Origin of the sequence: Streptomyces sp. NPDC000345 (assembly GCF_042898825.1) — a bacterium.
In the GTDB taxonomy this organism is placed as follows: Bacteria; Actinomycetota; Actinomycetes; order Streptomycetales; family Streptomycetaceae; genus Streptomyces.
The window spans coordinates 60,247-75,839 of record NZ_JBIAZE010000015.1 but is presented as its reverse complement, the minus strand read 5'-3'; the positions used below and the strand labels follow the sequence as shown (position 1 = coordinate 75,839).

The window sequence follows — 15,593 nt, the reverse complement described above, 5'->3', positions numbered from 1 at the left end:
CGCTTTCAAATCGTTACAGCCCGGGGACGAGGGAGATGAGCAGGTCGATGAGCTTGATGCCGATGAACGGGGCGATCAGTCCGCCGATGCCGTAGATCGTGAGGTTGCGCCGCAGCATCCTGTCCGCGCTGACCGGCCGGTACTGCACGCCCTTCAGGGACAGCGGGACCAGGGCGATGATGATCAGCGCGTTGAAGATGACGGCGGACAGGATCGCGGAGTCCGGGGAGGACAGTCCCATGATGTTGAGCTTGTCCAGGCCCGGGTAGACGGCCGCGAACAGCGCCGGGATGATCGCGAAGTACTTCGCCACGTCGTTGGCGATCGAGAACGTCGTCAACGCGCCCCGGGTGATGAGCAGTTGCTTGCCGATCTCGACGATCTCGATGAGCTTGGTCGGGTTGGAGTCGAGGTCGACCATGTTGCCGGCCTCCTTCGCGGCCGACGTGCCCGTGTTCATCGCCACGCCGACATCGGCCTGGGCGAGGGCCGGGGCGTCGTTGGTGCCGTCGCCGGTCATCGCGACGAGCTTGCCGCCCGCCTGCTCCCGCTTGATGAGCGCCATCTTGTCCTCGGGGGTGGCCTCCGCGAGGAAATCGTCGACGCCCGCCTCGTCCGCGATCGCCTTCGCCGTCAGCGGGTTGTCGCCCGTGATCATGACGGTCTTGATGCCCATGCGACGCAGCTCGTCGAACCGCTCGCGCATGCCGTCCTTGACGACGTCCTTGAGGTGGATCACGCCCAGCACGCGAGCGCCGTCGGCGTCCTCGACCGCGACCAGCAGCGGGGTGCCGCCTGCCTCGGAGATACCGTTGGCGAGGGTGTCGGCGTCCTCGGAGACCGTGCCGCCCTGCTCCCGCACCCAGGCGACGACCGAACCGGCGGCGCCCTTGCGGATCCTGCGCCCGTCGACGTCGACGCCCGACATCCGGGTCTGGGCGGTGAAGGCGATCCATTCGGCGCCCTTGAGCTCTCCCTGCCGGCGCTCGCGCAGCCCGTACTTCTCCTTCGCCAGGACGACGACGGAGCGGCCCTCGGGTGTCTCGTCGGCCAGCGACGACAGCTGGGCGGCGTCGGCGAGTTCGGCCTCGGTGGTGCCGCGCACCGGCACGAACTCGGACGCCTGCCGGTTGCCCAGGGTGATGGTGCCGGTCTTGTCCAGCAGCAGGGTCGAGACGTCACCGGCGGCCTCGACGGCCCGGCCGGACATCGCCAGCACGTTCCTCTGCACCAGCCGGTCCATTCCGGCGATGCCGATCGCCGACAGGAGCGCGCCGATCGTGGTGGGGATGAGGCAGACCAACAGCGCCACCAGCACGACCATCGTGAGGTGGGTGCCCGCGTAGTCCGCGAACGGCGGGAGGGTCGCCACCGCCAGCAGGAAGACGATCGTCAGCGAGGCGAGCAGGATGTTCAGCGCGATCTCGTTCGGCGTCTTCTGCCGGGCCGCGCCCTCGACCAGGGCGATCATGCGGTCGATGAAGGTCTCGCCCGGCTTCGTCGTGATCTTGATGACGACGCGGTCGGAGAGGACCTTGGTGCCGCCGGTGACGGCCGAGCGGTCGCCGCCGGACTCCCGGATGACCGGCGCCGACTCACCGGTGATCGCCGACTCGTCGACGGACGCGACGCCCTCGACGACGTCACCGTCGCCGGGGATGACGTCACCGGCCTCGCACACGACCAGGTCGCCGATGCGCAGCTCGGTGCCGGGCACCTGCTCCTCGCGGTCACCCACGAGACGGCGGGCCATCGTGTCGGTCTTGGCCTTGCGCAGGGTGTCCGCCTGCGCCTTGCCCCGGCCCTCGGCCACGGCCTCAGCCAGGTTGGCGAAGACCACGGTCAGCCACAGCCAGGCGCTGATGGTCCAGCCGAACCAGTCGCCCGGGTCCCTGAACGAGAAGGCGGTGGTCAGCAGGGAGCCGATCCAGACCACGAACATCACGGGCGACTTGACCATCACCCGCGGGTCGAGCTTGCGGAAGGCGTCCGGCAGCGACTTCAGCAGCTGCTTCGGGTCGAACAGACCCGCGCCGACACGTCCTTCGTCCTTGTGACCGGTCGGCACATCACTGTGCGGCGCCCGGGCCGGGGTGGCTGTGGACATCGAGTCCTCGTGCTTCTCTGTACGGGTGGTCATGACGCCAGCCCTTCGGCGAGCGGTCCCAGCGCGAGCGCCGGGAAGTAGGTCAGACCGGTGATGATCAGGATCGCGCCCACCAACAGGCCGGTGAACAGCGGCTTTTCGGTGCGAAGGGTGCCCGCCGTCTCCGGGACGGGCTTCTGCCCGGCGAGCGAGCCGGCCAGCGCCAGTACGAACACCATCGGCAGGAAACGGCCGAGCAGCATGGCCAGCCCGATCGTGGTGTTGAACCACTGGGTGTCCGCGTTCAGACCGGCAAAGGCCGAGCCGTTGTTGTTGGCGCCTGAGGTGTAGGCGTAGAGGATCTCGGAGAACCCGTGCGCGCCGCTGTTGGTCATCGAGTTGCCCGGGGTGGGCAGCGCCATGGCGGCAGCCGTGAAGACGAGAACCAGGGCGGGGGTGATCAGGATGTAGCAGGCCGCGAACTTGATCTCGCGGGTGCCGATCTTCTTGCCCAGGTACTCGGGCGTGCGGCCGACCATGAGCCCGGCGATGAACACCGCGATGACCGCCATGATCAGCATGCCGTACAGACCGGAGCCGGTACCGCCGGGAGCGATCTCGCCGAGCTGCATGCCCAACATGGTGATGCCGCCGCCGAGCCCGGTGAAGGACGAGTGGAAGGAGTCCACCGCACCGGTCGAGGTCAGCGTGGTCGCCACCGCGAAGATCGACGAGCCGCCGACGCCGAAGCGGTTCTCCTTGCCTTCCATGGCGCCGCCGGCGATGTCGAAGGCAGGGCCGTGATGGGCGAACTCGGTCCACATCATCAGGGCCGTGAAGCAAAGCCAGATGGTGGCCATCGTGGCGAGGATCGCGTAGCCCTGCTTCAGGTTGCCGACCATCCGGCCGAAGGTCCGCGTCAGCGCGAACGGGATGAGCAGGATCAGGAAGATCTCGAAGAGGTTCGAGAACGGACCGGGGTTCTCGAAGGGGTGGGCGGAGTTGGCGTTGAAGTAGCCGCCGCCGTTGGTGCCCAGCTCCTTGATGGCCTCCTGCGAGGCGACCGCGCCGCCGTTCCACTGCTGGTCGCCGCCCATGAACTGGCCGACCTCGTGGATGCCGGAGAAGTTCTGGATCGCGCCGCACACGACGAGCACGATCGCGCCGATCACCGCGATCGGCAGCAGGATGCGGACGGTGCCACGCACCAGGTCCGACCAGAAGTTGCCCAGCTCACCGGTACGGGAGCGGGCGAAGCCGCGCACCAGCGCGACCGCCACCGCAATACCCACCGAGGCGGAGACGAAGTTCTGCACCGCCAGGCCGCCGGTCTGCACGACGTGGCCCATGGCCTGCTCGCCGTAGTACGACTGCCAGTTGGTGTTCGACACGAAGGACGCGGCGGTGTTGAACGCCTGGTCCGGGTCGATCGCGGCGAAGCCCAGCGAACCGGGCAGGTGCCCCTGCAACCGCTGGAGCAGGTAGAGGAAGAGGACGCTCACGGCCGAGAAGCCGAGGACACCGCGCAGGTACGCGGGCCAGCGCATCTGGGTGTTCGGGTCGGCACCGATGCCCCTGTAGATCCACTTCTCCACACGCCGGTGCTGGTCGGAGGAGTAGACCCTGGCCATGTAGTCGCCGAGGGGGACGTAGGCGAGCCCCAGGGCCACTATCAGAGCGCCCAACTGAAGCACACCGGCAAGGACAGGACTCATGTCGCTTCTCAGAACCTCTCGGGGAAGACCAGGGCGAGGACGAGATAGCCCAGCAGGGCGACGGCCACGATCAGGCCGACGATGTTCTCGGCGGTCACAGCTTGGTCACCCCCTTGGCGACGAGGGCCACCAGCGCGAACACCGCGACCGTGGTGACGACGAAGGCCAGATCGGCCATCGCGAGCTCCTAGATGAGGTTCGAATGGAACGGACGGTTAGAGGAAACCGCCTCCGTGGCCGGAATCGGTCGCCGTTGACACCTCCCTGACGGCAACGAGCCCGGCTTTGACGGAACTCTTACGGCCGGCGCCTCCATCTGCGGGAAGGGCCCCCGTCCACCTGAACACGCGCCTGAACACGCCGACGGCCCGCCCCGGACAGGGGCGGGCCGTCGTGAGACGTAAGAGGTGGGTGATACGCGGCGACGTCGAGATCAGGAGACCCGGAACCGCAGTCGGCAGATCACCGCGTCCGTGTCCCGGCTCCCTGCTCGCCGAACCCGGCCGACCGCACCCGAACCTGGACGTCGCCATCAGCTACCTGCCCGTGGGGCAGCGCGCCCTGGCCGGCGGCGACTGGTGTGAGACCGTCCGGCTGCACTTCGGCCGTACGCTGCTCGTCGTCGGCGACGTCATGGGGCACGGCCTGGAGGCCGCCGTCGACATGGCGGCCTACCGCTCGTCCCTGCGGTACATAGCCTCCGCCGACCTGCCGCCGCACCGCGTGCTGCGCCAGCTCGACGACATCGCCTCCAGAGAGCCGGACCGCCGCCCGGCCACCTGCCTCATCGCGCGCGTGGACCCAGTCCACGGGCTGGTGACCCTGGCCAGTGCCGGCCACCTGCCACCGGCCGTGATCGATGGGCAGGGCCGGGCCTCACTGCTTCAGGTGCAGGTCGGCCCGCCCCTGGGCACGGGCCTCGGCGGCTACGAACCTGCGACCTGCCGCTTGGACCCCTCCCAGGCACTGATGCTGTTCACCGACGGGCTCGTCGAGCGCCGTGGTGAGGACATCGACCAGTCCCTGCAGCGGCTGGCCAGTCTCAGTTTCTCGGCCGCCACAGGTGTCGAGGACATCCTCGACACGGTCCTCGCCCGCCTCGACGCCCGGCACGCCGAGGACGATGTCGCGGTCATGGCCGCCCGGCTGCGGCACCGCCCCGCGCCCGCACAAGACTTGCGGCGCTGAAAGTCAGCTCGCCTTCCAGACCGCGTCCACGTGACCTTCCCTGGCAATGCCACCCTGTGCGCCTCTGCCCGTTGGCACCGTTCGCCGCGAGCAGCTCCTCGTGGGTGCCCTGCTCGACGACGCTTCCGCGGTCGAGAACGACGAGACGGTCCATGCCGGCGACGGTGCTCAGACGGTGGGCGACGACGAGGGCCGTACGTCCGACCATCAACCGCCACAGGCATCCTGGACGAGGAGCTCACTCTCCGAGTCCAGCACGCTGGTCGCCTCGTCGAGCAGCAGGATGGGGGCGTCGCGCAGGATGGCCCTGGCGAGGGCGACGCGCCGGCGCTGGCCGCCGGAGAGTTCAAGGGCGTCAGCAGCGCCAAGCTCATGGAAGTGGCCGGGCTCTCCCGCGAGGTCGGGGTCCTGTTCGTTCAGCGCGCGGAAGCCGCGCGGCCAGTTTCCCGAGGACGAACGCCATCTGCACCGGCGCGGGCTTCTCGACCCACAGGGTTCCGTCGTCGTCGAACACGGCGGCCCGGTCCATCGGCGCGACGAAGCCCGGTGAGCCTTCCACCGCCGCGGATGTCACGAAGCCGACGATCGCCCGCTTCGCGGAACCGTCGTTCCAACTCCCGAGCGGGGTCGTGCCCATGCACCTCGCCGTCCAGACCGTCGTCCCTCCGAAGCGCTGTCGGGCGAGGTCGAGCCACCGCCCCGATCTCGCCCGGCCGCCAGGTCTTGTCGAAGAACGGCTGCATCGGGCTGTAGAGCCGCAGCACCACGAACCATCCCCGGCCCTGCGTGGTCTGGATCCAGTTGCCTTCCGGCACGCCGTCGGGCCGGTCGGGCCCGAAGTGCGCCGTGGTCGTGCCGTCCGCGTCAGGGACCGCTGCCGGGGTGGGACAGGCCTGACCGCCGGCCCGGGGGAACCGTTGTGGGGTGCCGGGCATCGACCGCGTCCGGTTGTCGTAGACGGTGACCGACCACGCTCTCGCGGCGGGGATGTCCGGCGGAAGTACCCGTCGGTGGTACCTGCCGCCGGCGAGGACCCGGCCCTCCTGACCCACCCGGGAGAACACGTACTGCGAGCCGACGCCGGGCAGGGGCGCGCGGTGCGCCCCCTCGGCCGGACGCGGACGGCAGGCGAGGGTGCGGGCCGTGGCGTTCCTGGAAGACGGCTCCTTGCCTGCTTTGTGCAGGTCAAGGGCGGTCTTCACTTCACACGGGCGCGCCTCGGTGCCGAGGAGTCTTTACGACATCGCTCCACTCCGGCGAGCAGGCTCCCTGCCCGGGCTTCCGTGCGGACGAGTCGCGCACGAACAGCGCGGTACAGTGCGCGAGACGGCAGCCTGGTCAGGAAGGGCAAGCGTGACCGACACCAGCGACACCCGACCCGTCGACAGCGCAGCGCGAGCGCCACGGCAGAGCCGACTGCTCCGCCTGGTGCGCTACGTCCCCCTGATCGCCCCCGTCCTGCTGTGGGCCGTGCCGTGCTGGGTGCTCCTGCACACCGGCCAGCACTGGCCGCTGCCCGTCACGCTGGTCGGCACCGTCCTGTTCGCCCTCGGCCTCATAGGTATGCCGCTCGCGATGGTGCGCGGCCACGGCAGGCGTCAGCAGGACTGGGCGGCAATCGTCGGTGACACTCTGCTGGGCACCAGCTGGGTGCTGTTCACCTGGTCCGTTCTGCTCGGCGTCCCGCTGCGGCTCGCCCTGGGCGTGACCGGCGTCGGCGAGGGCCAGGACCGGGCCCGGATCGTCACCTGGGCCGTCCTCGGCGTCACCGCCGTACTGCTCGCCTGGGGGTACGCCGAGGCCCGCCGTGTGCCACGCGTGCGCCGACTCGACGTGCGGCTCCCGCGCCTGGGTGCCGGTCTGGACGGCGTCCGCGTCGTCCTCATCACCGACACCCACTACGGTCCCCTCGATCGCGCCCGCTGGTCGGCACGGGTGTGCGAGACGGTGAACACCCTGGAAGCCGACCTGGTCTGCCACACCGGCGACATCGCGGACGGCACGGCCGGACGCCGTCGCGCCCAGGCCGCCCCACTCGCAACCGTGCGGGCGACCCGGGCCCGTGTCTACGTCACCGGCAACCACGAGTACTACAGCGAGGCCCAGGGCTGGGTCGACCTGATGGACGAGCTGGGCTGGGAGCCGCTGCGCAACCGTCATCTGCTGCTGGAACGCGGAGGCGACACCCTCGTGGTGGCCGGCGTGGACGACGTCACCGCCGAGTCCTCCGGCCTGGCCGGCCATCGCGCCCACCTCGCCGGAGCCCTGCACGGCGCCGACCCCGACCTGCCCGTCCTGCTCCTGGCGCACCAGCCCAAGTTCATCGACCGGGCGGCCGCCGCCGGCATCGACCTCCAGCTCTCCGGCCACACCCACGGTGGCCAGATCTGGCCCTTCCACCACCTGGTCCGCCTCGACCAGCCCGCCCTCGCCGGCCTCAGCCACCACGGCCCCCGCACCCTCCTCTACACCAGCCGCGGCACCGGCTTCTGGGGCCCGCCGTTCCGTGTCTTCGCCCCCAGCGAGATCACCCTGCTCGTACTCCGCTCTCCGCACGCGCCCACCTCGCCGTAGCGGCGCGCGGGCCGACGGCTCCCACGAGCCACACGGCCGCGCAGAGCCGTGGGCCGGTGAAGTCTTCGTCCGGCGTGACCATGAGCTGATGACCGACCGCCCGGAGCGCCGGCCGGTCACGCGTCAGTCGGGGCCGCTCCAATCGAAGGGGAAGTACTTGCTGGACTTGCCGCTGCGGCTCCAGCTGAAGCCGAAGGCGTCGGCCTGATCGGTGGTGGCCCGTCCCCAGGTGGCGATCTGTCCCGGGCCGACCTCGGCACCGGGGGCGTTGTGGACCTGGACCCGTGCCCCCTCGGCTGTGGTGGGACCGGTGAGAGCCTCGGCACGGGCGGTCACCCGGCCGGGAATCTCAGCGCGCCACGCCCCCAGGTCCTCGTCGACCTCGACGGTGATCGGAGCGACGTCCATGCCGCGCATCTCGGGCCCGAAGACCTCGGCGAACTGCTGGGGCCAGCCACCGGCCTCCCCGCCGAAGATCGCGCCGAGTGCGGCGCGCTGCTGCTCGTCGGCGCGCTCGTCGACGAAGACGGCGGCATAAGGGTCCGTGTGCTCGCCGGTCCACACGTTGCCGGTGAAGGACGCGAGCATCAGGACATTCAGGTCGTCGAGCCGGACATCCCCGAACTGTCCCTCGCGTATGTGCCAGGCAAGCACGCCCTCGCAATCGCCCTCGGACGGGGGCTGGGCGAATGTGCACGGGCACGGTATGGCGCACTTGCAGGTGTCGAACCAGTCGCCGGCCACGCGCCAGGGCGGGCTGCTGGTGGTCTGCTCGGCCATCTCGCTCCTCCTCTCCCCGGTATACGGAGCGGCGTCACTTCCAGGGTGCTCCTCGCCGACGCGAAAGCGAAGCGGCCCTCGGAGGCGAGGGGAGCCGGGAGGTCATGAGGGCTGCCGCCCGGGTCCCGGTCCTCCGCTTTTGAGGCCGGTGATTCTGTGATCTGCTGGAGATGTCGTCGAAAGCACTCATCGCGGCCACCTGAGCGGCGGGCGTCCTTGGGAGGCATGCCGTGCCGCATCTCCGGCTCGCCCCGCCGGAGCCCACCCGGCCCGGGGTCCTGCTGCCGAGGCGTGATCTGGCCCTCGGCTGGCTTCTTCTGACCCTGATCGCCGCTCTGGCGTGGGTGCTCACGGCCGCGCAGTCCCGCGACATGGGGATGGAGCCGGGCACCATGGGGCTGGCGCTCCCGCTCTTCCTGCTCCTGTGGGTGGTCATGATGGCGGCGATGATGCTGCCGTCGCTGGCACCCGTGGCTCTCACCTGGGTACAGGCGATCAACCGCAGCACCGCGGGCCGCGTCCGTGCGCTGCGCCTCACCGAGTTCGTCGGCGGCTATCTGCTGGCCTGGACCGGCTTCGGACTGCTGGTGTACGGGGCCCTGGCGGCGACGGGGCACCTGCTCGACGCCCACCCCGAGTCGGGGCGCTGGATCGGCGCGGGCGCGTTCCTGCTGGCGGGCGTCCAGCAGTTCGGGCCGCTGAAACGGGTCTGTCTGCGGCACTGCCGCAGCCCGATGTTCCAGCTGGTGCGGTACGCGCGGTTCCGGCCGTGGGCGAAGGATCTGCGGGTGGGCGCGCACCACGGCCTCTACTGCGTCGGCTGCTGCTGGGGGCTGATGATCGTCCTGATCCCCCTCGGTGTGATGAACGTGGCGGCGATGGCGGGCCTGGCGGCGGTGATCTTCCTGGAGAAGCTGTGGCGGGGCGGTCCCTGGCTCAGCTGGGCGGTGGGCGTCGCCCTCCTCGTACTGGCCGTGCTCGCCCCGTTCCAGGACTGGCTGCTGCCGGGTTTGCAGATGTCGGGGGCGTCGATGGACCAGATGCTGGGTGCGGCGCTCTGACCGGCTGTCGATCATCGCGCCAGGTGGCCCTCCGGCGGCTGGAGTACCCGCCGCTCGACGAGCGGAACGGCATCGGGAAGTTCCTCCTGTGAGCATCACGCGGAGGCGCCGATGGAGGGGTCGGCCCCGCGCCCGTGCCCGCCCGGGGCCGGGGCTCCGGGCGGGCACGGGGTGGAGGGCTGTGCGTGCGCGGCGGTCGGACCAGTCCCACGGCCTGGAGCAGGTTCAGGGTCTCCTGGACCTGCTCCGGCCCGGCCGGGGTGACGTCGGAGGAGCCGGGCGGCTTGCGGTCGCTCGGATCAGGCGAACGGGATGGTCAGGACCGAGCCCGTGCCCACCTGGAGGGTGGACGGGCCGTTGCCGAGGGCGCTCCAGACCTCCACGCGGACGGTGCCGCCGTTCAGGTCGCCCGGGGTGCCCGAGGCGGAGTGCGGACCCTGCCGGGCGGAGGAGTACTCCTCCCAGCCGGGGATCGGGTCGGTGGCGAAGTAGCGGAACGTTTCGACACGGTCGAACGTGCCGTCACCCGTCAGGTCGTACGACACCCGGGCCTGCTGGGCGTACCCGACGGAGTCACCGGCGTCCACCTTGAACGTGAAGGCCGTGCCGGAGCCCGGCTTCAGGGTGCCCTTGACGTTCTTCACCTCGTAGACGAGCGGGTTCTTCGGTGTGCCGTCGTTGTTCGTGCCGCCGGCGGACGGGACGGTGTCGGAGGAGCCCGTCGCGGCGGCCTCGGTGGCGAGGGCGCCGCCCGGCCGCAGGTAGAAGGTGTCGCCCGTGACGTACGGCGGAGGGGCGTCGCCGGTGGTGGTGACGGTCAGGGTGCCGCCGGCCGGACCGACCTGGCCGGCGGTGTCGCGGGCCCTGACCGCGTAGGTGTACCCGGTGCCGGGGGTCAGTCCGGTGTCGGTGTACGTGGTCCCGGTGACCGTGGCGACCTTCGTGCCGCCGCGGAGGACGTCGTAGTTCTTGACGCCCTTGTCGTCGGTCGCGGCGTCCCAGGTCAGTTCGACGGAGGTGTCGGTCACGTCGGTCGCGGCCGGGGTGCCGGGCGCGGTGGGCTTCTCGTCGGCCGGCGGGGGTTCCTCACCGCCGCCCGCGGCGCCGCAGAGCGTCCCGAGCCGGGCGTCGTCGCCCGCGCCGGACGCGGTGGACTTCGCCGGGACGTTCAGCACGCCGCCGTCGGAGAAGAGCACCGAGCACTCCTCGGCCGCGTAGTTGTGGGCCGCGTACGTCCTGGTGCCGTTCTTGTCGAAGGCGACGGCCGTCGGCACATCGGCCGTGACGGTCATGTCCGGCGCACCGATCGAGTTCATCGTGCCGACCCAGTGATAGGTGTGCGCCTTGGTCTCGCCGGCCTCGGGAACGTAGCCGCCGTCCCACTGGTTCCAGGCCGCCATCGCCTTGGCGGGGTCGTACAGCGCCTGGACCTGCCAGAAGATGTCCCGCCACTCGACGGCCGGGCCGCCGTTCTCCCTCTCCATCTCGGCCACGCTGCGGCGGAGCATGTCCTTCTCCCGGGCCAGGTGCAGCGAACCACCGGTCACGGGGAGGAAGTTGATGCCGTGGATCTCCTCGGGGTTGGCGGTCCACCAGGTGGCGTAGGCGCCGCCGCTGCTCCAGACCATGCCGACGACGTCGTGGGTGAAGTCCTCGGGGTAGACCTGCTGGTCTGCGTCGAACCAGTACTGTGCGATCGACTCCGACTCGGTCGTCATCATGTAGACGCCCTGGTCGCGCAGCGCCTTGTCGCCGAGGGCCGAGCCCCACATGATCAGGCCGGCGCTGAGGTTGATCGACTCCGAGGACGACTCCTGGTTGTTGCCCGCCGCGAAGGCTTCGTGGCCGGCCGCCCAGCTGTGGCCCGCGTAGACGTCGAAGCCGCGCAGGAAGGGGTACTTCTCGTCGTCCCTGGCCGGGTTGGCGGCGTCCTTGACGAGTTCCCCGACCATGCCGCCCCACTCGGAGCCGGCGGCCCACTGCGGGTCGTACTGCGCCACGACGGCGGCGGCCAGCACGTAGTAGGAGTAGTGGAAGTGGTGGTCGTTCAGCTCCTGGTCGCTGCCGTACGAGGCGGGGTAGCCGATGAGGGTGCGCCAGTCCTTGTCGTAGGAGAACTCCGACGGGCCGCCGACGGTGAACCACTCCTCCATGCGCCCCTTGATCAGCTGAAGGAGCTTGTCGCGGGCGGCCGTGTCGCCGATCTGGTCGGCGATCGGCACGAGCTGGGCGAGCTTGCCCAGGGCCTTGCCGGTCCAGTAGGTGTCGACGGCACCGCTGAACGGATCACCCTGCGTCAGCACGTCGTTGATGTAGGTCCTGAGCTTCGTCCTGTCGACGCCGGGGGCGCTCGGCAGCCCCGGCAGGACGCCGTTGACCTTCTGCGTGGTGGTGAACGAGGTGCCCTCGCGGACCTTCATCTCACCGCGCGGCGAGACGTAGGTGTAGCCGGTCAGCGGGTCGGAGGTGTGCAGCCACTGGTGGCGGTAGAGCGCCTGGAGGGTACCGGTCTCCTCGCCCTCCTTCGCCTGAGTGGTCAGCGTGTAGGTGGCCTTGATCTCGCCGTCGCCCTCCCGGTAGTCCCAGTCCACCTCGGAGCCGGTCACGAAGCTGAAGGCGTACTTCTCGTAGTCGGCGAGCGCCTCCTTGCCGGGGAGGACCGCCAGGGAGAAGTAGTCCTTGGTGCCGAGGTCGGCACGGATCTCGTTGCCCGAGACGGTCCAGTCGCTGCTGCTCGGGGCGAACAGCGCGTAGTGGTGGCCGGAGATGGTGACACCGAGGACATTGCCCCGGTCGGCGAAGACGGTCGGCGGGGCGGCGGCGCTGATTTCTGCCGCGCCGCCGGTGCCCTCCGCGTAGACGTACGGCAGGCCGTGGCCGATGGTCGCCCGGAGGGTGCGCGCACCGTCGTTCCAGTACGGCGTGACGGTCCAGTCGCTCCACCCGTCCGCCTTGGCGTCGGGGGAGTCGAGGCCCGCGAGGCCGAGGGTCAGGTCGGCCTTGTGCGGGAACTCGTACTGGCGGCCGGCGCCCACGATCTGATGGGACGTCGGGTAGCCGACCTCCAGGCCGCCGGACACCGCCTTGTAGGTGAGGGGATGTCCGTACATGTTCTCCGACCACGGGTTGCCGGCGAACCGCTGGAAGACCAGCGAGGACCACCAGTCGTTGGTCGGCACGGGCTTGTCCGCCACGGCGGGCGTGACCTTGGGCGTGACCGGCCGGCCGCCGTTGTCGGAGGGACCCTGCCTCCCGGCCGGGCGCACGTCGCTGTAACTTCCCTTGCCCACCTCGACGGTGGCGGCGAAGGCGGCGCCGCCGCCGACAGTGGCGGCCAGGCCTGTGGCGGCCACGGCGGCCGCCGACAGAAGCGCCAGACGTCTACGGAATCTCATGCGCGACCCTTCTGAGAGCGCTCTCAAGACGCCGTCAACGTAGGTTCGCGACACGGGGCGGTCAATACCTGAAGCAAGGGTCCGTCCCGACGGTGCGGGCGGGTGCCGGCGACGTCCGAGGACCGATCCGCCGAGGACCGGGCGGCCCGGAAGGCGCGTCCGGACGCCGGCCCGCAGCCGGGATCCGGCGACGGGAGCCCGCGCGGCCACCCGAAGGCCGCAACCGCTTGCCGGGGCGTGCGCCCGGCGGCGTCGCACCGGCGGAAGGAAGATCGGCCTGACGGTCGATGCCCCGCTCACGGGCGGCCCTTCGACCCACCGGCGGGCAGTCCCGGCGCCGGCCGGTGCGCTCCGCTCCGTCATCCCGGTCCGGCGCAGGTCCGCGGATCCTGAGAGCGCTCTCTGCCATCTGCTGTGGCTTGTAAGGAAGTTGACGGGGTGGAAGAAAGCCGGGGTGCGGCGCGGGCGTCGCCGCCTCTCCGGTGCGTCCGGAGTATTGACGGTCCATGAAACAACTCAATATTTTCAGTATCTTCGACTCACAGGGGGTGCTCCCTATGGAATCCGGCACAGCCGACACCACCACGATCCGCTCCGGAGAGGGCCGTACGCGCGGGGAGCGCAGCTCCGTGAGACGCGTCCGTGGCGCCGTCGGCGACGCCGCCCGCGACCCGCGCGGCACCCCGTAGCCACCTCGTCCGGCTCACCGGCGGCACCGTCGTCCCGACGGTCCACCTCGCTGACACGACCGCTCGCACCGCGAGCCGGTGGCCGCGATTCCGACAGGAGGGATCACCCATGGGCCGCTACAGCCGACTCCGCCGCATCCGACAGATGGATCCGCAGCGGGACTTCGAGCAGATGGCCGGCGTCTCGGGGTGAAGTTCGGCCGTCTCGTCGCGCGGGTCGACGAGGCGGTCCAGCGCGAGCACCCACGGCCCGACGAGCGCCTGCGGGCCATGGCGGCCCTCGGTGCGATCGGGTCCATCACGATGCATCACACCTCCATCGCCGGGCGCCGGGCCAAGGACCTGCTGCTGGCGTCCGCGCTGGGCGTGACCGCGAGTGATCCGACGGCGGGCCGGCCGGGCGCGCACCCCGTCGAGCTGCCCGCCCGGCCGGTGCCGCGCACGCGACGCGCGGAGATCCTCGCGGCCTCCGTCCCGCTTTTCGCTCGGGACGGATTCGCCAACGTCACGAACGGACAGATCGCGGAGGCGGTGGGGCTGACCCCGTCCGCGCTCTACCGCCATTACCCCGGCAAGATCGACATCCTGGCGGCGGCCTGCCTCCAGGCGGCGGGACTGCTGGCCCAGGGGGTGGAGCAGGGTCTGCGCGAGGTGTACGGGCCGCGCGACGCCGTGGTCGCGCTGGCAGCCACGTATGTCGCCTACAGCTTCGAGTACACCGAGCTCAACAGCGTCGCCGAGGCCGAGCTCGGCGGCTTGCCGGCCGATCTGCGGCGGCCCGTGGTCCTCGCGCAGCGGGAACACATCGCCGTCTGGGAGCAGCAGTTGCGGCTGGCCCGTCCGGAGCTGGACCCGCGCCAGGCCCGGGTGCTGGTGCACGCGGGGTTCGGTGTGGTGGTGGCGCAGACTGCGGTGGCGGGACAGCCCTGACCATCGTGAGGCCGTGACCGCTCTGCTCCTGGGCGCCCTCGGTCTCTGAACGCCGTCGGACCCCGGCAGCGGCGAGGCGCCGTGTCGTGCGGCGCCTCACGGACGACTCCGCACGAGTCCCCCCGGTGCCCGCCCCTCACGCGCTGCCGCCGTGGGGCGGGCACCGGCGGGACGGGATCGACGGCTCAGGCCGCCCTGTTTCCAGTGTGGATGGAGCGTTGCCCTGGGCAATGGTGGTGACGGAGGGCGCGTCGCACGGGGTGGTCCACGATCCGCCGGCACCTCTTCGGCGCGGCGTCGACAGCATCCGCGCTCAGCGGTCGCTCCGCTCACGGTTCGAGCGGCTGATCACCGCGCACCAGCCGGATCGCTCGGCTCGCTGATCCCGGTCTTCCTCGTGGGCCGCTTCCGCCCGACGACCGAGACCACTGCCCCGTCCGACTCGGTCGACCAGAGCATCGCCGAAGCACTCCGCTGCCTGTGGCAGCAGCCCCTGCTCCGCCTGACGGCGCTCGCCCTGACCGTTCTGTGCGCCTGCTGGGGCGCCTGGCTCGCCCTCATGCGGATCGTAGGCACCGGCGCCCTTTTCGGCGGCATGGGCGGCATCCTGTGGACCGTCGACTCCCGCACCCTCGGCCAACGCCTCGTCCACCCGGCATGCTCGGCTGCTGCAACGCCGCCGCACGCCTGTTCAACTGAGACGCCATGCCCCTGGGAGCCGCGCTCTTCAGCGCCCCCGCCCCCTGGCTGGGAATGCGCACCGCCTTCGCGCCCTTCGCCGTCGCGGCCCCGGCCACCATCGTGCCGTTCCTCAAGACAGCGACGCCCGCCGCCCTGGCAGCGACCGGCTCACCCGGAACGACCGCCTGACCGGGTCCCGGCCACCACAACGGGGAGCGGCATGGCCAACTCGGCCTACCAGCACGTCCAGCCGCCTCCGTCCTTCTCCGGGTCACACCCCAAGGAGATACCGGAATACCGATCCGGAGTTCCGGGAGCGGATGCGACGGCCGGTCCGGTCCATGGAAAGCCCGATTTCCGGACGACAGGGAGAAGGATTCCTGCTCGGCAATTCCTCTGTCCGTGCGCAAGCATCCGCGGTAAGCGGGCAGCTCTGCCGTGCATGCGGCGCCGGCTCATTTCCCCACGATATTCAGGCCCTGCCGGTCCGCCTC

The 15,593-nt window shown here is 70.7% G+C and carries 11 protein-coding genes and 3 pseudogenes; 6 read left to right on the top strand and 8 right to left on the bottom strand.

Features of this window, described 5'->3' with window-relative positions; all coding sequences use genetic code 11:
- Nucleotides 1–13 precede the first annotated feature (13 nt).
- From kdpB to kdpF, 3 genes are read right to left on the bottom strand one after another with little or no spacing between them, the layout of a single operon-like run.
- Entirely contained in the window at nt 14–2,140 is a 2,127-nt protein-coding gene (gene kdpB / locus ACFY30_RS30275; protein ID WP_390848326.1) for a potassium-transporting ATPase subunit KdpB, read from the bottom strand.
- Nucleotides 2,137–3,801 (bottom strand): potassium-transporting ATPase subunit KdpA, encoded by a 1,665-nt coding sequence (gene kdpA, locus ACFY30_RS30270; RefSeq protein WP_390848325.1) that lies wholly within the window; start codon nt 3,799–3,801, stop codon nt 2,137–2,139. The genes kdpB and kdpA overlap by 4 nt, the downstream gene beginning before the upstream one ends.
- Before the next feature lie 8 nt (nt 3,802–3,809).
- On the bottom strand, nt 3,810–3,899 hold the full coding sequence (gene kdpF, locus ACFY30_RS30265) for a K(+)-transporting ATPase subunit F (RefSeq protein WP_055544543.1): 90 nt from the start codon (nt 3,897–3,899) through the stop codon (nt 3,810–3,812).
- A 295-nt stretch (nt 3,900–4,194) separates the two neighbouring features.
- Between kdpF and ACFY30_RS30260 the strand changes: the two genes are divergently transcribed.
- A complete protein-coding gene (locus tag ACFY30_RS30260) occupies nt 4,195–4,989 on the top strand; it encodes a PP2C family protein-serine/threonine phosphatase (RefSeq protein ID WP_390848324.1) in 795 nt (264 codons plus the stop codon).
- Here ACFY30_RS30260 and ACFY30_RS30255 read toward each other — a convergent pair.
- The 3 genes and pseudogenes from ACFY30_RS30255 to ACFY30_RS30245 all read right to left on the bottom strand — a co-directional run.
- Nucleotides 4,934–5,337: pseudogene (locus ACFY30_RS30255) on the bottom strand (ATP-binding cassette domain-containing protein); the annotation flags it as partial. The gene ACFY30_RS30260 and the pseudogene ACFY30_RS30255 sit on opposite strands and share 56 nt — an antisense overlap.
- A gap of 22 nt (nt 5,338–5,359) precedes the next feature.
- A complete protein-coding gene (locus ACFY30_RS30250) occupies nt 5,360–5,626 on the bottom strand; it encodes a hypothetical protein (protein ID WP_390848446.1) in 267 nt (88 codons plus the stop codon).
- 115 nt (nt 5,627–5,741) lie between these two features.
- A pseudogene (locus tag ACFY30_RS30245) lies at nt 5,742–6,053 on the bottom strand (DUF1214 domain-containing protein); the annotation flags it as partial.
- A 289-nt stretch (nt 6,054–6,342) separates the two neighbouring features.
- Here ACFY30_RS30245 and ACFY30_RS30240 point away from each other — a divergent pair.
- Nucleotides 6,343–7,563 (top strand): metallophosphoesterase, encoded by a 1,221-nt coding sequence (locus ACFY30_RS30240; RefSeq protein ID WP_390848323.1) that lies wholly within the window; start codon nt 6,343–6,345, stop codon nt 7,561–7,563.
- Nucleotides 7,564–7,686: 123 nt separating this feature from the next.
- Here the strand turns inward: ACFY30_RS30240 and ACFY30_RS30235 are convergent, their stop codons facing one another.
- Nucleotides 7,687–8,343 carry a DUF1326 domain-containing protein gene (locus ACFY30_RS30235; protein ID WP_390848322.1) on the bottom strand — a complete coding sequence of 219 codons (657 nt, stop codon included), beginning with the start codon at nt 8,341–8,343 and terminating at the stop codon, nt 7,687–7,689.
- A gap of 230 nt (nt 8,344–8,573) precedes the next feature.
- Between ACFY30_RS30235 and ACFY30_RS30230 the strand changes: the two genes are divergently transcribed.
- Complete coding sequence (locus tag ACFY30_RS30230; RefSeq protein ID WP_390848321.1) at nt 8,574–9,404, top strand: DUF2182 domain-containing protein; 831 nt, start codon at nt 8,574–8,576, stop codon at nt 9,402–9,404.
- Nucleotides 9,405–9,703: 299 nt separating this feature from the next.
- Here ACFY30_RS30230 and ACFY30_RS30225 read toward each other — a convergent pair whose 3' ends face one another.
- Entirely contained in the window at nt 9,704–12,799 is a 3,096-nt protein-coding gene (locus ACFY30_RS30225) for a glycosyl hydrolase (RefSeq protein WP_390848320.1), read from the bottom strand.
- Nucleotides 12,800–13,356: 557 nt separating this feature from the next.
- Between ACFY30_RS30225 and ACFY30_RS30220 the strand changes: the two genes are divergently transcribed.
- The 3 genes and pseudogenes from ACFY30_RS30220 (at nt 13,357) to ACFY30_RS30210 (ending at nt 15,288) form a co-directional block, all read left to right on the top strand.
- On the top strand, nt 13,357–13,488 hold the full coding sequence (locus tag ACFY30_RS30220; protein WP_390848319.1) for a hypothetical protein: 132 nt from the start codon (nt 13,357–13,359) through the stop codon (nt 13,486–13,488).
- 165 nt (nt 13,489–13,653) lie between these two features.
- Nucleotides 13,654–14,467: pseudogene (locus ACFY30_RS30215) on the top strand (TetR/AcrR family transcriptional regulator); the annotation flags it as partial.
- 656 nt (nt 14,468–15,123) lie between these two features.
- The gene (locus ACFY30_RS30210; protein ID WP_390848318.1) at nt 15,124–15,288 is read left to right on the top strand and encodes a hypothetical protein; all 165 of its coding nucleotides are present in this window, start codon (nt 15,124–15,126) and stop codon (nt 15,286–15,288) included.
- The last annotated feature ends 305 nt before the right edge of the window (nt 15,289–15,593 follow it).